The 20,806-nt window shown below is 64.4% G+C and carries 20 protein-coding genes and 1 pseudogene; 9 read left to right on the top strand and 12 right to left on the bottom strand.

Going from position 1 to position 20,806, the window contains the following annotated elements; all coding sequences use genetic code 11:
• Nucleotides 1–253: 253 nt before the first annotated feature.
• The 5 genes from fdxA to tlpA all read right to left on the bottom strand — a co-directional run bounded on the left by fdxA (nucleotide 254) and on the right by tlpA (nucleotide 6,840).
• Nucleotides 254–592, bottom strand: coding sequence for a ferredoxin FdxA (gene fdxA, locus LC343_RS11670; RefSeq protein ID WP_223477315.1), 339 nt, complete (start codon nucleotides 590–592; stop codon nucleotides 254–256).
• Between the two features lie 151 nt (nucleotides 593–743).
• A complete protein-coding gene (locus tag LC343_RS11665) occupies nucleotides 744–2,075 on the bottom strand; it encodes a GH1 family beta-glucosidase (RefSeq protein WP_223477314.1) in 1,332 nt (443 codons plus the stop codon).
• Between the two features lie 51 nt (nucleotides 2,076–2,126).
• Entirely contained in the window at nucleotides 2,127–2,513 is a 387-nt protein-coding gene (locus tag LC343_RS11660) for an RNA-binding S4 domain-containing protein (protein ID WP_223477313.1), read from the bottom strand.
• Nucleotides 2,514–2,525: 12 nt separating this feature from the next.
• Complete coding sequence (locus tag LC343_RS11655) at nucleotides 2,526–5,543, bottom strand: helicase-related protein (protein WP_223477312.1); 3,018 nt, start codon at nucleotides 5,541–5,543, stop codon at nucleotides 2,526–2,528.
• A gap of 607 nt (nucleotides 5,544–6,150) precedes the next feature.
• A complete protein-coding gene (gene tlpA / locus LC343_RS11650; RefSeq protein ID WP_223477311.1) occupies nucleotides 6,151–6,840 on the bottom strand; it encodes a thiol:disulfide interchange protein TlpA in 690 nt (229 codons plus the stop codon).
• Between tlpA and argH the strand changes: the two genes are divergently transcribed.
• The 4 genes from argH to LC343_RS11630 all read left to right on the top strand — a co-directional run bounded on the left by argH (nucleotide 6,839) and on the right by LC343_RS11630 (nucleotide 12,479).
• Nucleotides 6,839–8,251 carry an argininosuccinate lyase gene (gene argH / locus LC343_RS11645; protein ID WP_223477310.1) on the top strand — a complete coding sequence of 471 codons (1,413 nt, stop codon included), beginning with the start codon at nucleotides 6,839–6,841 and terminating at the stop codon, nucleotides 8,249–8,251. The genes tlpA and argH overlap by 2 nt on opposite strands.
• A 97-nt stretch (nucleotides 8,252–8,348) precedes the next feature.
• Entirely contained in the window at nucleotides 8,349–8,522 is a 174-nt protein-coding gene (lptM, locus tag LC343_RS11640; RefSeq protein ID WP_223477309.1) for an LPS translocon maturation chaperone LptM, read from the top strand.
• A 28-nt stretch (nucleotides 8,523–8,550) separates the two neighbouring features.
• Nucleotides 8,551–9,816 carry a diaminopimelate decarboxylase gene (lysA, locus tag LC343_RS11635; protein WP_223477308.1) on the top strand — a complete coding sequence of 422 codons (1,266 nt, stop codon included), beginning with the start codon at nucleotides 8,551–8,553 and terminating at the stop codon, nucleotides 9,814–9,816.
• A 107-nt stretch (nucleotides 9,817–9,923) separates the two neighbouring features.
• Entirely contained in the window at nucleotides 9,924–12,479 is a 2,556-nt protein-coding gene (locus LC343_RS11630; protein WP_223477307.1) for a TIGR02302 family protein, read from the top strand.
• A 21-nt stretch (nucleotides 12,480–12,500) separates the two neighbouring features.
• Here the strand turns inward: LC343_RS11630 and LC343_RS11625 are convergent, their stop codons facing one another.
• Genes LC343_RS11625 through LC343_RS11610 form a run of 4 tightly spaced genes read right to left on the bottom strand, consistent with a single transcriptional unit; the run spans nucleotide 12,501 to nucleotide 14,782 of the window.
• The gene (locus tag LC343_RS11625; protein ID WP_223477306.1) at nucleotides 12,501–13,289 is read right to left on the bottom strand and encodes a hypothetical protein; all 789 of its coding nucleotides are present in this window, start codon (nucleotides 13,287–13,289) and stop codon (nucleotides 12,501–12,503) included.
• Between the two features lie 17 nt (nucleotides 13,290–13,306).
• Nucleotides 13,307–13,672 (bottom strand): response regulator, encoded by a 366-nt coding sequence (locus tag LC343_RS11620; protein ID WP_223477305.1) that lies wholly within the window; start codon nucleotides 13,670–13,672, stop codon nucleotides 13,307–13,309.
• Nucleotides 13,672–14,220, bottom strand: a complete 549-nt coding sequence (gene hpt / locus LC343_RS11615; protein WP_223477304.1) for a hypoxanthine phosphoribosyltransferase — start codon at nucleotides 14,218–14,220, stop codon at nucleotides 13,672–13,674. Before hpt ends, LC343_RS11620 begins: the two co-directional genes overlap by 1 nt.
• Before the next feature lie 4 nt (nucleotides 14,221–14,224).
• A complete protein-coding gene (locus tag LC343_RS11610; RefSeq protein WP_223477303.1) occupies nucleotides 14,225–14,782 on the bottom strand; it encodes a hypothetical protein in 558 nt (185 codons plus the stop codon).
• A gap of 175 nt (nucleotides 14,783–14,957) precedes the next feature.
• On the opposite strand from LC343_RS11610, the gene ftsE reads away from it, so the two are divergent.
• The 4 genes from ftsE (at nucleotide 14,958) to LC343_RS11590 (ending at nucleotide 18,374) form a co-directional block, all read left to right on the top strand.
• A complete protein-coding gene (gene ftsE, locus LC343_RS11605; RefSeq protein ID WP_223477302.1) occupies nucleotides 14,958–15,617 on the top strand; it encodes a cell division ATP-binding protein FtsE in 660 nt (219 codons plus the stop codon).
• Between the two features lie 16 nt (nucleotides 15,618–15,633).
• Nucleotides 15,634–16,653 carry a cell division protein FtsX gene (locus tag LC343_RS11600; RefSeq protein WP_223477301.1) on the top strand — a complete coding sequence of 340 codons (1,020 nt, stop codon included), beginning with the start codon at nucleotides 15,634–15,636 and terminating at the stop codon, nucleotides 16,651–16,653.
• Between the two features lie 94 nt (nucleotides 16,654–16,747).
• Nucleotides 16,748–17,476, top strand: coding sequence for a YdcF family protein (locus tag LC343_RS11595; protein WP_223477300.1), 729 nt, complete (start codon nucleotides 16,748–16,750; stop codon nucleotides 17,474–17,476).
• 145 nt (nucleotides 17,477–17,621) lie between these two features.
• A complete protein-coding gene (locus LC343_RS11590) occupies nucleotides 17,622–18,374 on the top strand; it encodes a lysophospholipid acyltransferase family protein (protein WP_223477701.1) in 753 nt (250 codons plus the stop codon).
• Here the strand turns inward: LC343_RS11590 and LC343_RS11585 are convergent.
• A complete protein-coding gene (locus LC343_RS11585; RefSeq protein ID WP_223477299.1) occupies nucleotides 18,355–18,882 on the bottom strand; it encodes a gamma-glutamylcyclotransferase in 528 nt (175 codons plus the stop codon). The two genes, LC343_RS11590 and LC343_RS11585, sit on opposite strands and share 20 nt — an antisense overlap.
• A 43-nt stretch (nucleotides 18,883–18,925) precedes the next feature.
• On the opposite strand from LC343_RS11585, the gene LC343_RS11580 reads away from it, so the two are divergent.
• Nucleotides 18,926–19,927: a DUF2125 domain-containing protein gene (locus tag LC343_RS11580; RefSeq protein ID WP_223477298.1), complete on the top strand. Its 1,002-nt coding sequence runs from the start codon at nucleotides 18,926–18,928 to the stop codon at nucleotides 19,925–19,927.
• 37 nt (nucleotides 19,928–19,964) lie between these two features.
• Here the strand turns inward: LC343_RS11580 and LC343_RS11575 are convergent, their stop codons facing one another.
• The gene (locus LC343_RS11575; protein WP_223477297.1) at nucleotides 19,965–20,480 is read right to left on the bottom strand and encodes a DUF1993 domain-containing protein; all 516 of its coding nucleotides are present in this window, start codon (nucleotides 20,478–20,480) and stop codon (nucleotides 19,965–19,967) included.
• A gap of 65 nt (nucleotides 20,481–20,545) precedes the next feature.
• A pseudogene (locus LC343_RS11570) lies at nucleotides 20,546–20,740 on the bottom strand (prephenate/arogenate dehydrogenase family protein); the annotation flags it as partial.
• Nucleotides 20,741–20,806: the final 66 nt, after the last annotated feature.

Here is a 20,806-nt window from a genome sequence, read left to right as displayed (position 1 = left end):
AGTCGTAAAGACCTACCCGATAGACTACCGGTTGCAGAGGCGTTCCTTCATAGAGGGAGCGTCAAACAGCCCAAAAGCGTGACGTGCGATGACATTCTTGTGTGTATAGCACAAAAATGCGCGTTTTTCAATGCGTTGCACAAATATCAGGCCGAAGGGTCGCGGCTTTCGCGGAATTGCCTTAACGGAAATGGAAATCCCGCGCCCGTTTTTCAAGGCGCTTTGGCGCTCGGGAGCGCGCGTGTCCGGCCGGTCAGTCGCCTTCGCCCGGTTCGGGAGAGAAGTATTTCTCGTATTTCCCGTCAACGCCGTCGAGGTCCTTGGCGTCGGCCGGCGGTTCGCGCCGAACGGTGATATTCGGCCACTTCTCGGCATATTCCGTGTTGATTTTGAGCCAGTTTTCCAGACCGGGCTCGGTATCCGGGCGGATCGCGTCGGCCGGGCACTCCGGTTCGCAGACGCCGCAATCGATGCATTCGTCCGGGTGGATGACGAGCATGTTCTCGCCTTCATAGAAGCAATCCACCGGGCAAACTTCCACGCAATCGGTGTATTTGCAGCGAATGCAGTTGTCGGTGACGATGTAGGTCACAGCCACGCTCCAGTACGGTCGGGGGCCGGCGGAGAGCCGGCGAAACAGTCGCGCGGATGGGTAGCGGCTTTGCCAGAAGCGTGCAAGAGGGCAAAAACGCGCGGTGCCGAACCATTTTTCGACGGATCGGGCCGCGCGCGCAATCTGGTTCTCAGTTGCCGCCGATGGCCTGCCGGAAGGCCTCGAAAGAGGCTTTCGGCGTGCGGAGCTGCGTCTCGTAGTCGACATGGACGAGGCCGAAGCGCGGCGCATAGCCCTCCGCCCATTCGTAATTGTCCAGCAGCGACCAGCCGAAATAGCCCTTCACCGGCGCGCCGTCCGCGATCGCACGGTGCACGGCCTGGAGATGGGCGTCGAAATAGGCGACGCGCTCGCTGTCGTCGACGCGGCCGTTTTCGATAGTGTCCGGCCAGGCCATACCGTTTTCCGTGACGATGATCGGAGTCTCGCCGGTGTAGTCGCGGGCGAGCCGCGTCAGGAACCCGTGGAGACCTTCCGGATAGATCTCCCAGCCAAGCCCCGTTTTCGGCAGCGGGCCCGGAACCGGTTTGAGCGACGGCCATGCGCTTGCGGGATCATGGGCGATATTGGAGCGGGTGTAGTAGTTCACGCCAAGCCAGTCGATCGGCGCGCCGATGGCGTCCAGATCGTTCTCGTAGCCATCGGGCATGTGCCCGGCGAAGCCTTCCAGGATATCCTCCGGATAGCTCTTTTGCGTCAGCGCCTGGATGAACCAGCGATTGTAGTGCCCGTCCTGTCGCCTCGCCGCGGCGATGTCTTCTTCTATGTCCGATGCCGGGTTGGCATGTTCGAAATTCAGCACGATGCCGAGATTCTTCTGGCCGGCGGCGCGGAGCGCCTCGGTCGCGCGGGTATGGGCCACAAGAATATGGTGCATGGCGCGCGCGGTCGCGCGGATATCGCGCATGCCGGGCGCGTGGATGCCAAGGAAATGCGAGAGCCAGGCGACGCACCATGGCTCGTTGATCGTGGCGACGCTTTCCATGCGGTCGCCGATACGGGCGACGACCGTTTGCGCATAGTCGGCGAAACGGGACGCGGTGTCGCGGTTGCGCCAGCCGCCGAGATCCGCCAGAGCGGCCGGCAGGTCCCAGTGGTAGAGGGTCAGATACGGTTTCAAACCGCGCTCGACGATCGCGTCGGCGAGCCGGTCGTAGAAATCGAGGCCTTCCGGATTGACCGATACGCCGTCCGGCATCACCCGCGCCCAGGAGGTCGAGAAGCGGTAGGCATCGAAACCGCCCGCGCGCATCAGGTCGAGATCGTCCGCGTAGCGGTGATAGTGGTCGCAGGCGACAGCGCCGGTATCGGCATTTCGGACATTCCCCGGCGTCGCGGCAAAGGTGTCCCAATGCGAGGGCCCGGCGCCGCCGAAGGACGCACCCTCGATCTGGTAGGCGGCCGTCGCCGCTCCGAAAATGAAATCGTCGGGAAAGTCGGATCGGCGCAAGGAGAAGGTCATCGGGCTCACTTTATCGTTACAGTTGGCTTATCGCGATGAAACCGCGAGGCGTCAATCGTCATCGCCGGTCAATTTGTCGAGCGCGCGCCTTTCCTTCTTGGTCGGCCTGCCCGCGCCCGGCTCGCGCTTGCCGGAAACGCGATCGAGCGCATTGTCGGGCTTCGGCGGCGGTGGCGGGGAATGGTCTTCGTAGAGCAGGCGGGCTTCCGGCGCGGGGCCGCGCCGGGTGCCGCAATCGATCACCTTGTAGACGATAACGCGCCGGGGCAGCGTCACGGTCAGGACGTCGCCCGGCCTGACCTCATGGCTTGCCACCGAAATCTTGGCGCCGTTGACCCGGACATGACCGCCCTGGGCAAGCTTCGCGCCGAGCGTCCGCGATTTCGCCACGCGGGCGAAGAAAAGCCATTTGTCGATGCGCTGGCGATCAGCGCTCATGGCCTTTGCGGATCATTTCTTCATCTGGTCCTTCAGGGCGGCGAGTTTCGCGAAGGGTGAATCCGGATCCATCGGCTTTTCGCGGCGCGGCGGGCGGGCAGACGCGGCCACGTCGCCTTTCGGCTTGCCCTTGTGGCCATGATCGCGCTTGCCTTTCGGCTTGCCGTGACCGCCCTTGCCCCTCCGGTCGCCGTCGGGCCGCTGGCCTTGCGGGCGCTGGCCGCGCCGGTTGCGGTCGCCGCGCACCTGGTACCAGACCATGACCGGCTTCGGCTCCTCGGCTTCTTCCGGTTCTGCGGCCTGTTCCACCGGTTGTTCGGCGGGTGTCTCCACGACCTCGGCCGGTGCCGGGGCTTCCTGCGCCACGGGTTCCGGGGTCGGCTCGGTTGCGTCGGCTTCGGGGGCGGGTGTTTCCGGTGTGGCTTCGGCTGTCGTCGCTTCCGCACGGTCCTCTTGCGCGGGCGCTTCGGCTTGTTCCGGCGTCTCCGGTTGGGCTTCGGCGGATGCGGCCGCTGGCTCCTCGGTCGGTGTCTCCGGTGCGGCGGGCGCGTTGGCGGCTTTCAGTGCCGCGAGCTTTTCATCGAATTCCGCCGGTTCCACCTTGTCGTGGCGGTAGCCGAGGCTGCCGAGCACGGCTTCCATGTCCTCCGCCGTCGCGCCGAGGATCGACATCATCGCCGGAGTGACGAAGAAGCGGCCGCCGCCGGCCGCGCCTTCGGGCAGCGTCCCGGAGCCTTCGCGCCATTGCAGCGCCGGGCGGATCAGGTCGGCCAGCCGCTCGAGGATATCGACACGCACCGCGCGTGATCCCAGATGCCGGTAGCCGGCGAGCTTGTAGAAGGCGGTGTCATAGGACGGGTCGGGCACGAGCGACGTGCGGCCTGTCGCCAGCTGCTGCACGACATCGCCGTAGCCCGGCTTGTCCTTTCCGTCGTTCTGCAAGGCCCAGAGCAGGGTCAGAAGGCCGGCGGGCGCCGGTTTGACGAGGGACGGAACGAAGATGTGGTAGAATCCGAAACGCGCGCCATAGCGGCGCAGCGCGGCGCGGCCGTCCTGGTCGAGCGATTTGATCTCGTCGGCGATCTCGCGGCGCGGAACGATGCCGTAATTCTCGATCAGACGGAACCCGATGCCGCGCGCGATCCCGGACAGTTCGTCAGCGCGGCCGAGATCGACCAGCGGCTTCAGATGCGTCTCGATGTGATGTCCGACGAAACGCTCGGCGCGGGCGGCGACCTTGTCGCGCGCCGGGCCGGTCAATTGTTCGTCGGCCAGCAAGACGAGGCGGGGCTTCAGCCATTCCTCGCCCGCCGTCAGCGTTCCGACCGGCTGGCCAAGCCAGCGCAGCACGCCATCGGAACCGAGGGCGAAATCGGAATTGCCCGCCGCTGCAAAGCGATCGGCGCGCGCCTCGAACTCGGTTGCGAGCGCCTTCGCGGCGGCTGCCTTGACGGCCTTCGCATCCTCGCCCTCGGCGGATTTGTCCGCTGAAAAACGGAATCCGTCCAATTGGCCGATATGATGGCCTTCGACAGTTACATCGCCGCTAGGGCTTATTTCTGCTTCCATTGTCACGTTCTCTCGCAACCGCTTCATGAGCACGGATGTCCTGCGGTCTACGAAGCGTTTCGTCAACCTGTCATGCAACGCGTCGGACAGCTTGTCCTCGATGGCGCGCGTCTTTTCCTGCCAGTGTAGCGGATCGGCAAGCCATCCGGGCCTGTTGGCGACATAGGTCCAGGTGCGGATTTGCGCGATTCGGGCCGACAGCGTGTCGATCTCGCCGTCGGCGCGGTCGGCGCGAAGCACCTGCTCGGCCATATAGTCCTCGTCGACGTGGCCGCGCCGGACCAGATCGAGGAAAATCTGGGAAATGATATCGGCATGCTGGGCCGGCGCGATCTTGCGATAATCGGGCAGGACGCAGGCGTCCCACAAAAGCGAGACCTCGTCGCGGCCCCGGCACGTGTCGGCGACGGTGGCGTCGCGCGACAGGAAGTCGAGCGCCCGCTGGTCGACCGCCGGCAGCGCCTTGGTCAGGCCCGGTGTCTCCGGCGGCACTTCCAGCGAGCGGCGCAAATCGGCGATCGACCCGAAGTCCAGATTGCGCGAGCGCCACTGCAGGACCTTCACGGGGTCGAATTCGTGGCCCTCGATGCGCTTCACCGTCTCGTCGTCGAGCGGGTGGGCGTGGCCCGACACGCCGAATGTGCCGTCGCGCATGTGGCGGCCGGCGCGGCCGGCGATCTGGCCCATCTCGGCGGGGTTCAGGTCGCGAAACGCATAGCCGTCGAATTTGCGCAATTGCGCGAAGGCGACATGGTCGACATCCAGGTTGAGGCCCATGCCGATGGCGTCGGTGGCGACGAGGTATTCCACGTCGCCGTTCTGGTAGAGTTCGACCTGGGCGTTGCGGGTGCGCGGGCTCAGCGCACCCATCACGACCGCCGCGCCGCCGCGCTGGCGGCGGATCAGTTCGGCGATGGCGTAGACCTCGTCGGCGGAGAAGGCGACGATCGCCGAACGGCGGGGAAGACGCGTGATCTTCTTCGATCCCGCATAGGCGAGGTGAGACAGGCGCGGGCGCGAGACGATATCGATGCCGGGTATCAGGGCGCGCAGGATGCCGGTCATGGTTCCCGCCCCGAGCAACAGCGTCTCCTCGCGGCCGCGCAGGTTGAGGATGCGGTCGGTGAAAATGTGACCCCGTTCGAGATCGCCGGCCAGCTGAACCTCGTCGATGGCGACGAAGGCCACGTCGGTTTGCGACGGCATCGCCTCGACGGTGCAGACCGAGTAGCGCGCCTTGGGCGGCACGATCTTTTCCTCGCCGGTGATCAGCGCGACCTGGTCCGTCCCGACCTTCTGGGCGACGCGGCCATAGACCTCGCGCGCGAGCAGGCGCAACGGCAGGCCGATGACGCCGCTCGAATGGGCGACCATGCGCTCGATGGCGTAGTGGGTCTTGCCGGTATTGGTGGGGCCGAGTACCGCCTTGACCGTATGGCCGTCAAAAAAATCGGAAGGCATTGACTCTGTCTTGAAGTTCGAGTCCGGGGGATTCCGGCGCTGATGGGCGTCCCGGAGAGCTGACACAGCGTTTAGCACGCCGTTTCGGCAATTACAGGGCGAAAAACACGCGAAAATGCATGGGTTCTACCGCTCCAGGGTTGTGGAAATTAACAACCAGAACGAGTCTGGAACGAATCGGCGACGAATCGGTGACTCTCATAGGTTGCAGCTTTGTTCCCTACCAGATGTGGTGGCGCAGTGGCTGGTGCCTACCAGTACGTGAATCATTGCGTGAGTCATTCGAGGCGTTCCGGTCCGGTTTGTTAACGCTTGGCGAAAGCCCCTGTGCCGCCAATTGCGATGCTCGTTAACAAATTGAATTTAATCGACTTTCTTCATGTCTTGTTAACCATGCGGGTTAACCTCCCGGTAAGTTTCCGTTAAGAAACAGAACCGAGGCGGAACGAATCGGCGACGAATCGCTGTTTCCGATGATTTCCCGTTTTGTTCTCACCACATATAGCGTGTCCGCTCTCGCGATGGACACAACTTTAACGATTCATCGCGGAGAGACGGGGTGCTTGTGTCGCGTGCTGTTAACCTTTGGCGGTTCGGCGCGGCCTGTTCATTCGTTTTTTGCCTTAACAGCGTCGATCAGGCGATAGGCGTCTTCGCTCGCCCATTCAGCCGGGCCGTTCATGTTGGCGACGACGCAATTTTGCGAATCGACCAGCACCGTGACCGGCAATCCGAAGGCGAGGCCTTCCTTTTTCATCGTGTTAAAGGCCCCGATTGTCGGATCGTGATAGAAACCGAGCGTCTCGATGCCGATCTCCTCGAAGAAGGCGCGGGGCTTGGCGTCGTCACCGCCGTCGACGGATATCGCCACGACCTCGAAATCGTCGCCGCCCTTCTCGGCCTGCAATGCGTCGAGCGCCGGCATCTCGGCGCGGCATGGCGCGCACCACGTCGCCCAGAGATTGACGAGGCGGGGCTTGCCGCCCGTATCGGCGAGCGTGATCGCGTTGCCGTCTCCGTCATTGAAGGTCAGTCCGGAAAGATCGTTTGCCTGCGTTCGCGGCGCCATCGCCGCGACCTCGCCGGTCAGGAGAGGTTTCAGCGACGCGCCGGTCTCGATCGCGGCGGCGCAGGCCGTCTCGGTCCCGCCGGCATTGCCAGAGAGCATTCCGGTGGCGTATATCCCGCCCGCGCCGGCGATCGCCCCTATCGCGACCGCGATCGCCGCGATTTTCAGGATGGAGGGACGGCTCTCCGCCGACTTTCCGTCACTCGTTTCCGGGATTTTTTCGTTCATGTCCGACGATACCAAAAAAAGCGCTTCTAATCAGATGTGGGGCGGACGTTTCGCGTCCGGCCCGGCGGCAATCATGGAGGAGATCAACGCCTCCATCGGTTACGACCGCAAGCTCTACGCCCAGGATATCGACGGATCGATCGCGCATGCCACCATGCTCGCCGACTGTCACATAATTTCGGCGGAGGATCGCGACAAGATCGTTCACGGCCTGAACACGATCCGGTCAGAGATCGAGGCCGGCGACTTCGCCTTCTCGCGCAAGCTCGAAGACATCCACATGAATATCGAGGCCCGCCTGTCGGAGCTGATCGGTCCGACGGCCGGGCGGTTGCACACCGCGCGGTCCCGCAACGACCAGGTCGCACTCGATTTTCGCATGTGGGTGCGCGGCGAGGCCGAAAAGGCGGCCGGGCTTCTCAAGAGCCTTGTCGAGACGCTTCTGACCCGCGCGGAGGAGCACCGCGCAACCGTGATGCCGGGCTTCACCCATCTCCAGACGGCGCAGCCGGTCACCTTCGGACATCACCTGATGGCCTATGTCGAGATGTTTTCGCGCGACAGGTCGCGGATGGCGGATTGTCTCGAACGCATGAACGAGTGTCCGCTCGGCGCGGCGGCGCTGGCCGGCACGGGCTTTCCCATCGACCGTCACCAGACGGCGAAGGCGCTGGGCTTTGCCGGGCCGACGCGCAATTCCATCGACACGGTGTCCGACCGCGATTTCGCGCTGGAATACATGGCCGCCGCCTCGATCTGCGCTACGCATCTTTCGCGCTTCGCCGAGGAAATCGTGATCTGGTCGACGCCGCAATTCGGCTTCGTCACGCTGTCGGATGCGTTCTCGACCGGCTCGTCCATCATGCCGCAGAAGAAGAATCCCGACGCCGCCGAGCTGGTGCGCGCCAAGACCGGGCGCATCAATGGCGATCTCGTGTCTCTTCTGACGGTGATGAAGGGCCTTCCGCTCGCCTATTCGAAGGACATGCAGGAAGACAAGGAAGCCGTGTTCGACGCGGCGGAAGCGCTGGAACTGGCGCTGGCCGCGATGACCGGCATGGTCGCCGACCTCGCTGTCAACGAGAAGGCGATGCGCGAGGCCGCGGCGTCCGGCTACTCCACGGCGACCGATCTCGCGGACTGGCTGGTGCGTGAACTGGGCATCCCCTTCCGCGAGGCGCATCACGTCACGGGGCGGGCTGTGGCGCTCGCCGAGGAGAAGGGCGTGCGGCTCGACCGGCTGACGCTGGACGACCTCCAATCGATCCATGACGGCATCACGGATGCGGTTTTCGACGTGCTGACGGTGAAAAAGTCCGCGGCGAGCCGCAAGAGCTTCGGCGGCACGGCACCGCAGGAAGTCGGCCGCCAGATCCGCTATCACCGGCGCAAGCTCGACAAGGAAGGCTGAGCGTTTCGCCGGGGGTGTTCATTCACGCATGGCCGCGCTAGGAAAACGATTGTTCGGGTCCGGCGCGCGCCGGAAACAGCGGAAAAGGTTGACGACGATGGGTATCGGCATCACGCGCATTCTCCTTCTGGCGGCGTTCGCCGCGACGCTAGCCGCCTGCGGGCGTGCGGGCGATCCGGAATTGCCTCCGGCGGCGGCAGCGGCGCAGAAGGAAAAACCCGCCGACGCGCCCGCCGAGGACCGTCCCTTCATCCTCGATCCACTGATCTGATTTCGCCTCTTCGCAGCAGGGCTTTCCGGTGAACCATTTCGACTATCGCGATGGCGTGCTTCACGCCGAAGACGTGCCCCTTCCGCTGATCGCGGAGGCTGTCGGCACGCCATTCTATTGTTATTCGACCGCGACGCTGGAGCGTCACTACCGTGTCTTCGCCGAGGCTTTCGGCGATATCGACGCGCTGGTGTGCTACGCGATGAAGGCCAATTCCAACCAGGCGGTCCTGCGGACGCTGGCCGAACTGGGCTCCGGCGCCGACGTGGTGTCCGAGGGCGAATTGCGGCGGGCCCTCGCCGCGGGCATCCCGGCGGAGAAGATCCTGTTCTCCGGCGTCGGCAAGACGGCGCGGGAAATGGATTTTGCACTTGCCGAGGGCATCCATTGCTTCAACGTGGAATCGGAGCCCGAGCTGGAGCAGCTTTCGGCGCGGGCCGTCGCGGCCGGCAAGACCGCGCGGGTTTCGCTGCGCATCAACCCCGATGTCGACGCGAAAACGCACCACAAGATTTCGACGGGCAAGAAAGGCGACAAGTTCGGCATTTCCTGGCTCCGGGCGCGCGACGTCTATCGCCGAGCCGGGGAGTTGCCGGGTCTGCGCGTCGCCGGCATCGACATGCATATCGGCAGCCAGATCACGCAGTTGCAGCCCTTCGATGACGCGATCCGCCTTCTGACAGACCTGGTCGCGCAGCTGCGCGCCGACGGGCATGTGATCGAGCATGTCGATATGGGCGGGGGGCTCGGGATTCCGTATCGCAACGACAATGCGCCGCCGCCGCTGCCGGCCGCCTATGGCGAGATCGTCAAGAAGCATATCCGGCCGCTCGGCGTGAAGGCGATCTTCGAGCCGGGGCGGATGATCGCCGGCAATGCGGGAATCCTCGTCACCTCAGTGATCTTTGTGAAGCAGGCGGAGGAGAAGAATTTTGTTATCGTCGATGCGGCGATGAACGACCTCATCCGCCCGACGCTCTACGAGGCATGGCACGACATGATCCCGGTTCGCGAACCGGGCGCGGACGAAACGCGCATAACGGCCGATATCGTGGGCCCGGTCTGTGAATCCGGCGATTACCTCGCAAAGGACCGTGATATCGCGCAGCTGGCCCCCGACGATCTGATCGCTTTCGGATCGGCCGGCGCCTATGGCGCGGTGCAGGCGGGAACCTACAATTCGCGGCTTCTCGTCCCCGAGGTGATCGTCAAGGGCGGAGACTTCCACGTTTGCCGGCCGCGCCCGAGCTACGAGGAGCTGATCGGCCTCGACAGCGTGCCGGACTGGTTCTGAGCCGCATTTCCCGTTCGCTCTGACAAGAGTGTGATCGCAATACCGGGTATTGGGCCTCGCCTTTGCCATGAAGAGTGCTACTCTTTTGGTCAGGAGAAACGAGGCGCATGGCACCAGACACCAAGCATTCCGCCCCGCAGGACCTTTCGCGCAGGCTCAGGCTTGTCCGCGCGGCAACCCGCGCCGCCATGATCGGCGAGCGCCTCTTGCCGCGTCTTTTGCCCTTGGCCGGCGTCATCGCGCTCTTCGCGATCCTGTCATGGTTCGGCCTGTTCAGGTCCATGCCCGATACGGTGCGTCTCGGGCTCATTGCCGTCTTCGCGCTTGCCGGACTTGCGAGCCTCTGGCCGCTGCGCTCGATGCGGATGCCTGGCGTGCTCGAAATCGACCGGCGGCTCGAACGCGAGAACGCGCTGTCCCACGCACCGATCACCACGCAGGACGACCGGCTGTCCGGCACCTCGGATGACGCATTCGCCGGCGTGTTGTGGCGCGAACACCAGCGGCGCATGGCCGAACGCGTTAATGGCGTTCAAGGCGCGAACGCCCGCACCGACATTCCCCGGCGCGATCCCTTTGCCCTGCGCGCGGCCGTCGCGCTGCTTCTGGTGACGGCCTTCGCATGGTCTTACGGCAATTCCGGCGGGTCGCTCGGCGATGCGTTCCGCAGTCATCAGGTCGCGGAGGCCGTACCGGCGCGTATCGACGCCTGGGTCACGCCGCCCGCCTATACGGGCATGGCGCCGATCTTCCTGACCTCGGAACAGAACGCCGCCCGGAGCGACTTCACCGTGCCGGAAGGCAGTGTCGCCGTGGTGCGCATTGCCGGCGGCACCGGGCAGGAAAGCGTCACATGGCCGGGTCCGCAAACGCCGCTGGGCACATCGACGGGTGACGGACGTCCGGAGCCCGCGGCGTCGCGGCGCTTCGAGGTGACGCTCGAACAGTCCGGCTCGCTGTCGATTTCCGGCGGCGCGGAAGATGCGCAACGCGACTGGTCCTTTGCCGTCTCGCCGGATGATGCGCCGACGATCGAATTTGCGGGTGACCCGGTGCGCGCGGCCAACGGCACCATGACGCTCGAATATTTCGCCAAGGACGACCATCGTGTCACCAAGGCGCGCGGTATCGTCGAACTGGCCAATGACGACGCCGAGGGCGCACGTCCGCTCTACGAGGCGCCGGACCTGCCGCTGTCGCTTCCCCGACGCTCGTCGAAAGACGGCGCGGCCAAGACGATGCGCGATCTCAGCGAACATCCATGGGCCGGCGCGCGGGTTGCGATGACGCTGGAGGCCGAGGACGATCGCGGACAGACCGGCCGCAGTGAGACCAAGACGCTGGTGCTGCCGGGCCGGCCTTTCTCCAATCCGCTCGCCCGCGCCATCATCGAGCAGCGGCGCAATCTGGCCCTCGACGCCAATTCGGTTCCCGACATCGTCGACGTGATCGACGTCCTGACCCTGTGGCCGGAGGAGACGATCAAGGATGCGAGCCATTTTCTCGGTCTCGTGACCGCCCGGGCGCGGCTTCTCGAAGCGCGCGGAAACGACGAAGCGTTGCGCGGCGTCGTCGATTATCTGTGGGAATTCGCGCGGACGATCGAGGACGGCAATCTGTCGGACGCCGAGCGCCGCATGCGCCAGGCGCAGCAGGCGCTCAAGGAAGCGCTCGAAAACGGCGCGTCGGACGAGGAGATCGAGCAGTTGATGGCCGAGTTGCGCGAGGCCATGCAGGACTATCTGCGCGAACTGGCGCGGCAGATGGAAAACAATCCGAACATGGCCCAGCAGCAAATGCCGGAAAACATGCAGGAAATGGACATGCAGAGCCTGCAGGACATGCTCGACCGGATCGAGGAACTGGCGAAGTCCGGCGCGCGTGAGCAGGCGCAGGAGATGCTGTCGCAGCTTCAGGACATGATGAACAATCTGCAGATGGGCCAGCACCGCAATCAGCAGGGCGACCAGCAGAACCAGGCCCAGCAGCAGATGAACGAGCTGGGTGAAATCCTGCGCGAGCAGCAGGAACTGATGAACGAGACCTACCGCCAGAGCCGGCGCGGACAGGGTCAGCCCCGGCAGGAGGGTCAGGAAGGCCAGCAGGGTCAGCAAGGCCAGCAGGGCGACCAGCAGATGGGCGAAAACGGCGAGCAAGGCCAGCAGGGACAGGGCCAAAATGGCCTGCAGGGGCTCGCGCCCGGCCAGCAGGCGCTGCGCGAGCGGCTGGAGCAGTTCATGGACGGCCTGCGCGGCATGGGCATCAATCCCGGCGAGGAGTTCGGCGAGGCCGGCCGCGAGATGGGCGAAGCCGGACAGGCGCTTGGCGAGGGCGAGGGCGAGCAGGCCTTTTCCGACCAGGGCCAGGCGATGGACGCGCTTCGGCGCGGCGCCGACAGCATGATGCAGCAGATGCAGCAGGCGATGGATGGCGGTACTGGTGCGTCGGAACCCGGCGGCAGTCGCAACGCGCTCGACCGTGATCCGCTCGGCCGGCCGCAACGCTCGGCCGGACCGGATTTCGGCGAATCGGTCGAGATTCCCGACGAGATCGACATTCGCCGCGCCCGCGAAATCCTCGAGGCGATCCGCAGGCGTCTCGGCAACGCGCTGTCGCCGCAGCTGGAGAAGGAATATCTCGAGCGCTTGCTTGAGCTGAACTGATCCGCGCCCGGCCGGCAGCGCCTATTGGCCGCCGGGCTTTCCAAGTAGATCGCCGGTGCCCGCGGGGACCGGAACCGGAGCGAAGCCGTATTTGGCGTCGCAGGCGCGCGCATTTTCGTAGGCGTCGCGCACCGCGCCGCGGTTGGGCACGGATCCGATCCACAGACCGTCCGCCGCCCTCTGTGCCGCCGTATCGACGATCAGGAAGATCTCCTGCGGGGACAGGCCGGGATTGGCGGCCTTGATCGCATTCGCCGCATGGGAGGACCGTTCGGTGAAGACCTGCCGGGAAACGGCCCCGGCATCGTGATGCAACAGCGTCGCGTATCGAATGCCGCATTCCCGGTCGGTCGGCATGCGTGCCGGCGGTGGCCGCTTGAACCGGACGGTCACGGGAATATCGAAATATGCCTGGCATTCGCGCAGGATCGCGAAGACTTCCCGTGCGATCCCGACCTGCATGAACAGGTCCTCGTCCTTTGTCAGGTCGTTTCCGATCTGCAGCGCCAGCATCGTCGTCAGTTCCGACGTGTTGTCCTGCTCCAGGCGCATCGCCTTCGCCCTGATCGTGAAGATGTCGCGTTCGAGGTCGAAACCCGTCAGGTCGTTGCCGTCATGTTCGAACAGGCGCGTCAGGTAGGAGAACTCCCGGACGGCGGCGTACGCGCCGAGGCAGTTCTGGCCGATCTGGGATTCGGCGATCGCCTTGTCGGACGCCCAGATGTGATAGCGCTCGCTGAACTGTGCCCTGGCTGTCGTTGTGGACAGCGCGAGCGCAATGATCGCAAGGATGGAAAACCTGATCTTCATCGCATGACCTCGGCTCTCTAGGCCGCAAGCGCCCTGGAAACCGCCGAGCGGATTTCCGCCAGCGTGAAGGGTTTCTGCACCACATCCACGATGATCGCCGACACCTCGCGCGCTCGCTCGCGCTGTTCGGCATAGCCGGTCATAAGCAGGATCTTCAGGTCGGGAAAATCCTTCGCCATTTCGGTCGCCATCGCGATCCCGTCCATGGCGGGCATGCGGATATCCGACAGGACGAGGTCATAGGCGCCGCCTTTTTCCGCCGCGCGGGCAAGCCCGATATCGCCGTCTTCCGCCTGATCGACCGAGTGACCGTCGATCTGCAGCGCGCGCGCCGTGAATGTACGGACCGAATCATCGTCCTCGACAAGCAGGATGGAAGCCATCACGCGTCTCCCGCGACCACGCCGACGAAGGGCAACTCGCGAAAAGCGTGGCCGACATCCATGCCGTATCCGACGACGAAATGGTCTGGGCATTCGAAGCCGACGAAATCGGCCTGCAGCGGCGTCGCGGCCTGGCGGCGCATCGACTTGTCGAGCAGCACGCAGAGGCCGACGCTCTTCGCGCTGCGCTGCATGATCAGGTCGCGGGCGAATGTCAGCGTCTTGCCGGATTCGAGAATGTCGTCGACCAGAAGCACGTCGCGCCCGGCGACATCGGAATCGATATCGCGCAGGATTTTCACTTCGCCCGCCTCGGTCCCGGCGCCGTAGGTGGACAGCATGATGAACTCGACATCCGGCTCGAGCCCGGCATCGTGCATGGCGCGCACGAGATCGGCGGAGAAGATGAAGGATCCCTTCAGCACCGAAATCACCAGAAGGTCCCGGTAATCGCGTTCGCCGATTTCCTTGGCGAGTTCCAGATTGCGCGCTGCAATGGTCGATGCGGAATAGAGAACCTCTATTCGCTTGCCCCTGACGACCGCCATGTTGTCAAACCCCGCTATTGTCGAACCTCAGGCTCGGCGCCTGACCGTAACCGGGTTTTTTCGGCATTCTCACGGTAAACGCAAGGCTTTTGCCGGGTTCGAGCGTCTCGCCGCGCGCCACGCGGTAGACGAGGCTGGCCTGACCGTCGGGAGAACGGAAGGTGAGAAGGACATCGGGAATGCGCTTCGCATCGCCTGTCGCGTTGCGGACAGTGGCGCTCACGGTCATGACATCGTTGCGTCCGATGAGGGGTCGAACCGGATCGGCGGCGATTTCGAGCGCCGGCGGGTCGAGCGCGGCGGGGCCGGCCTGGAACAGGACGTGGCCGCCGGAAATCAGGAAGGCGGCGACGGAGGAAAACAGGACGGAGAGCGCGTAAAGGATCTGCGCGCGCCGACCGGGAATCTCGCTTTTGCCGGCCTCCGATTTCAGGATCTCGATCTGGTCGTCATCCGCGATATCGATGCCGGGAGCGGGCTCGACCGGCGTTTTGCGGACCGGGTGCCCGTCGTCATCGCGGCGGATTGTCTCGAATTCCGCGTCGATAATATCCTGCGCCACGCGCGCGCTCCTCGATATTCGGGCCGCGCAACGCGGAACCGCCATGATTGAGATGTACGCGGCTTTGGTTAATCGAAGGTTTTGGAAGGCCGTTGCGGATGCGGGGTCGGTTCCATTCGCGGGTCGCCTGCTCTATTCCTTCGCCATTGCTGTTCTTGCGAATCGGACGGGCCGCTTGATCAAATTCGAGAATGTCGGACTGCGCTACGGAATGGGACCGGAAGTCCTGCGCGACGTCTCGTTCCATATTCCCAAGCAGTCGTTCCAGTTCCTGACCGGGCCATCCGGCGCGGGCAAGACGACATTGCTGCGTCTGCTGTTCATGTCTCTGCGGCCGACACGCGGGTTGATCACCATCTTCAACAAGGACATGGCGATGATCGAGCCGGCCGAACTGCCGCTTCTGCGGCGGCGGATCGGCGTGGTCTTCCAGGATTTCCGCCTCCTCGATCACATGACGATCTACGAGAATGTCGGCCTGCCGCTGCGCGTGCGCGGCAAGGAGGAGAGCTCCTATCAGCACGATGTGCTGGAACTGCTCAAATGGGTCGGGCTCGGCGAGCGCATTCACGCGTTGCCGCCGGTCCTTTCTGGCGGCGAAAAGCAGCGCGTCGCAATCGCTCGCGCCCTGATCGACCAGCCGGAGATCCTTCTCGCCGACGAGCCGACCGGCAATGTCGATACGCCGATGGCGCAGCGCCTGCTGCGGCTTTTTCTCGAACTGAACAGGCTCGGCACGGCGGTGGTGATCGCCACCCACGATCTCGGCCTGATGGATCAGGTCGATGCGCGGCGCATGATTCTCTCGAACGGGCAGCTCGAAATTTATGAATGAGCGCCCGGCCATAAGGATGAAATTGCCCAAGGGTGCCGGGTCGCGCCTGCCGCGATCCGTCGGCCCGTGGAAAAAGGGAACGGGCGAGAAGTCCCGCGTTCCGGGCCTGCGGACCCTTGCGCCGATCGTGCCCAACGCCAACGCCGCCAGCCAGGCGCTCATCCTCGTCATCGCGATCATGTCGTTTCTCGCCTGTCTCGCGGTCGGGGCGGTCTCGCTCGTCAACAAGAGCGCGGAAACATGGCAGAGCCAGATCGCGCGGGAGGCGACCATCCAGATCCGTCCCGGCGACGATTTCGACATGGATGCCGCGCTGGAAAAGGCGCGGTCTCTGGCGGCCGGTTTCCCCGGCGTCCGCGGCGCACGGATCATCGGGCGCGACGAAACCGTGGCCCTGCTCGAACCGTGGCTCGGCTCCGGCCTCGGCTTCGACGAACTGCCGGTTCCGCGCCTTGTCGTCGTCACGGTGGACGAGGCCGCGCCGCCCGAATTCTCCGCATTGCGCGATACGATCATCGGCTCGGTGCCCAACGCCTCGCTGGACGATCACCGCGCCTGGGTCGACCGGCTCGTCAGCATGGCCCGAACGACAACGGTCATCGGTGTCTGCATTCTGGTCCTCGTCCTGACCGCGCTTGTCCTGACCGTCATCTTCGCCACGAGGGGCGCGATGTCCGGCAGTCAGCACGTCATCGAGGTGCTGCATTTCGTCGGCGCGCGCTCCGGCTTCATCGCGCGGCAGTTCCAGACGCGGTTCCTGCTGTCGGGTATCTGGGGCGGGCTTATCGGCGGCGGCGCGGCGACGGTGGTCTTTCTTCTGGTGAGCTGGTGGGCGGCGCGCAACATCATCACGCCCGAAGGCGAACAGGCATCGGCTTTTTTCGGCGATTTCGCCATCGGGGCCGGCGCCTATGCCGGCGTTTTCGCCGTCATCGTGCTCGTCGGGTTCCTCACCGCGCTGACGACGCGAATCACGGTCTTGCGCACTCTGCGCGATATCGACGACCGGCGCGCCGATCCCGGCCGGCTGGATTAAATCGCTTTGTCTAATCGATTTTTGCCGCCAGGCGACCCAATCCCGTCTGATTTTGGTCTATCGCGTGCCCCATTTCAGGGCTATCGATTTTGGCATGATCGAAGCAGCTGACACCAATGGGCAAGGTGCGACGTCAGTTTATGCGGGCAATGCGGTGACGGAATCCAGGCAGGCTCCGCACCGGTTGCGCCGGTTCGCGCGTTTTGTCGCGGCGGCGTCGCTAGTCGGCGTCGTGGCCTATTGTGCCGGCTTCTTCGTGTTCCTCGCCGATGTATCCGCCTTCAGAACGCCGACGACCGACCGACAGGCGGACGGTATCGTCGTTTTGACCGGAGGATATTCCCGCGTCGACGAGGCAGTACGCCTGCTCGATGCAAAGAAGGGCGAGCGCCTTCTGATCAGCGGGGTGCATCCGTCGGCCTCTCCCGCCGTGCTGGCGAAGGCTTTCGCGGTGGACGAGGACCGCTTTGACTGCTGCATCGACATCGATCACGAGGCGCTGGACACGATCGGCAACGCCACCCAGACCGCCGAATGGGCCCGCGACAACGGCTTCTCGTCGCTTCTTGTGGTGACAAACGATTATCACATGCCGCGCAGCCTGCTCGAACTGGGCGACGCGATGGACGGCATAGAGCTCATTCCGCATGCTGTCGTGGCGAGCCAGCGCGACCCCGAGAGCGCGGAGGCGCAGGCGGATCGCTACAGGGTTCTTTTCGGCGAATATCTCAAATACAGCGCGGCGCGGTTGCGGACGCTGGTGACGCCGCATGCCGGCTCGAACTCCACCTTCGCCAAGGCATCGCTGTCGCCGTCGGAGTGACGAAACCACTTTGCCGCCTTTGCGTTCTCGTCATGTGGCGTGTATCGCCTGAACCACGTTCGATCAAAGAAGTCCGGGTGCGGCATTGCTGGTAATTCGATCCTTCCTGTTCAATTTCCTGTTCTACACGGTCACGCTGATCGAGATGATCGTGTTCACGCCGTTCTTCTTCCTTGCGCCGCGCAAGATGGCCTGGTTCGTCCCGAAATTCTGGGCGAAAACGCATCTTTGGCTGATGAAGATCGTCGTCGGCACCGACCATGTCGTCATCGGACGCGAGAACCTGCCCGACGGTCCCTACATCATCGCGCCGAAGCACCAGTCCGCCTGGGACACGTTCGCGTTCCTGCCCTGGCTTCCGGACCCGACGCTGATCCTCAAGCGCGAACTGATGTGGATTCCGCTGTTCGGCTGGTACGTCAAGAAGATGGACATGATCGCAATCGATCGGGGCAACCGCTCTCAGGCGATCGCGTCGGTCAATCGCGGCGCGGCGCGCGCCGTCACGCAGGGCCGGCAGATCCTGATCTATCCCGAGGGCACGCGCCGCCCGCCGGGCGCGGAGCCGTCCTACAAGAAGGGCGTCGTCAATCTCTACGAGAAGCTGGACGTTCCGGTCGTGCCGATCGCGCACAATGCCGGGCTCTACTGGCGGCGGCGCTCCTTCATGCGCTATCCGGGCACGATCAAGGTCGAGGTTCTCGAACCGATCCAGCCCGGTCTCTCCGGCAAGGACTTCCAGCAGGCGCTGATCGCGGCGACAGAGGGCGCCTGCGACCGGCAATTGCTCGATCTCGCGGACGACCCGTCCGCGCCGCCGCTGCCCGAATCGGCGCGCAAGCGTGTCGAGGAGCTTCGCGCCGGGTCTTCCGGCGATTTCAGGGCGTCCGCTTCCTGATCTCCGCCACGACCTGTTCCAGCCAGTGATCGCGTATGCCGAGCAGGCGGATATGCTCGGCGGTGTTGATCACGTAGTCCTCGTTCGGTCCCATGCCGCCGACGGCGCCGCAAACGCGTTCGACCGCATCGTCGACCGTCAGGCGTCCCGCATATTGCCCGTGGGCGCGGTCGGCCACATAGGCGACGGCCGGTGCGTTCCGCCCGTCCCCCAGCGCCAGCATGCCGGTGCGTTCCAGATAGACATTGGTCACGAGTTCGCGGGCGCGCAGATAGGCCATGACAGGCTCGCGGTCGGCGGCAGCGACGCGAAACGCCACGCCGACGCAGGAGCCGCCGCGATCGAGACCCATCACGAGGCCCGGCCTTTCGCGTGTGCCGCGGTGCTCGTATGAGGCGATGCACAGGCTGCGATGATAGCCGAAGAGCCGTGCCCGGCGCTTTTCGACAAAATCGAAGCCCGGCTTCCACATCAGCGACGCGTAGCCGAATACCCAGAAATCTTCCATAAGCCCTTACTGATTCCACAATCGGAGGCGATGGGCGTCTAGCATGGAACAAGCCAAAGCCAAACCGCGCTACAATGCCGGCAAGCGCATCCGCCGTCTCGGCATCGGTATCGTAATCGCCATCGCGGTATGGACCGCCGGCTGGTACTGGATCGCCGGCAGGGTGGATGCCGGGGCGGATAAGCTTCTCGCGGCGCAGCGCGAACGCGGCACGGCGATCGACTGCGCCGATCGCGAGGTGCGCGGATATCCGTTCCGGCTGGAGGTTTTCTGCACCTCCCTCGATTTCGCCCGGCCTGCGGATGGGCTGGCGATCGAGGCGGGCGGATTGCGCGGCGCGGCGCAGGTCTACGACCCGAAACGCATTTATGCCGAACTCGACTCACCGGTCACGGTCGAAAGCGCGCTGGCGGGATCGGCGCGGATCGACTGGTCATTGGCGCGGGCGACCGCAACGCTTGCCGATCCCGTTCCGCAGCGCGGTTCGATTTCCATCGACGACATCGAGGTCGCCTTTGATGGTCTGGAGGATGCGATTTCCGCCGCCCATGCCGAGGCGCATATGCGCCTCAACGACGCGGATCTCGACCTCGCCCTGCGCTATGAGGGCCTCGTCGTCGATCCCGCACTTTCGGGCGGCCGCCGCTTGCCGGTCCTTGCCGGTGACGCCGACCTGTCGGTCGATGGCGGCGCGGCGCTTGCCGCCAGCGGGATTACCTCTCTGCGCGGCCTGTCGGGCGACGTGCGGCGTCTGGCGCTGCTGTTGACGCCGAAACAGGGCCTGCTGGTCAGCGGCACCTATGCCGTCGGCGCGGATGGCCTGCTCGACGCGGAACTGGAAGCCATCATCGTCGATCCGGACGGCGTCGCGGGCACGATGAAGCCGGTCTTTCCCGAATACGCCTCGCAAATCGAAATGCTCGGCGCCCTGCCGGAGCAGGACGGGCCGGACGGGACACCGGAGGTCAAGGTGCCGGTGACCGTGCGCGACGGGCGTATCGCGCTCGGGTTTATCCCGATCGGGCAACTCCCCCCGCTCGACTAGTGCAGTGCATTCCGATGCTGTTGCGCCCTGAAATGCACTAGGACACTTCCGCTCCGCCGATGAAATCCGGCTCGCGAACCGGTACGCCATTGTGGCGCAACAGGGCGTAGACCGTCATGTCATGGAAGAAGAAATCGGGAATGGCGAACCGCAGCACGTAGTCGCGGGCGGTAAATGTCAGTTCCCGGTCGGGCGTTGCCAGGACGACCGTGTTGTCCTCCTTGCCCTCCATGCTTTCCTTCGGGACCGCTTCAAGGAACGCGCGCGTTCGCACGATCCGCGCCTTCAGATCGTCAAAACCCGTTTCGGTCGCCGGCAGGTCCAGCCGCTCCACCCCGCCGACGCGTACGGCGGTAAGCCGGGCGGTATCGCAGGCGAGGCGGACATGGTGGATCAGCGGTTTCATGTCGGGATAGAGCTGCGCCTGCAGCAGTTCGTCATGTTCGAGGCCGCTTTCGTCGGCCCAGGTGCGTCCCGTATCGAGCAGCCCCGACATGGTGTGTAGCGCGCGCGTGAAGACCGGTATGGTCACGTCATAAAGCGACAGGGTCATGGTTTGCCCTCCGGTGACAGTCGAACATGGAGCCTGCCGCGTTTGCCGGCAGGCAGCCGAGGCGGTCAGTCCGCCTCGGATTCCTTCGTTTTCGCGATTTCGCCATGGCGGCCGAAATCCGGTGCGTCGACTTCCTGCCCGGCCTCGATGATCGAGCGGCGGACGGCGCGGGTATGCGTGAACAGGGTGAACAGCGCATCGCCGTCGCCCCAGCGTATCGCCCGCTGCAACGCCGCGAGGTCTTCCGAGGGCATTGCCAAGTTACTTGACGTTGATTGCAAGAGTGGTGATTTCTCGCAATCAGGCCGTCATCTCGGCGGCATAAC

This window comes from Oricola indica (assembly GCF_019966595.1).
In the GTDB taxonomy this organism is placed as follows: Bacteria; Pseudomonadota; Alphaproteobacteria; order Rhizobiales; family Rhizobiaceae; genus Oricola; species Oricola indica.
Note: the sequence above shows the minus strand (reverse complement) of the source record. Positions and strands in the feature narration are given on the sequence as shown.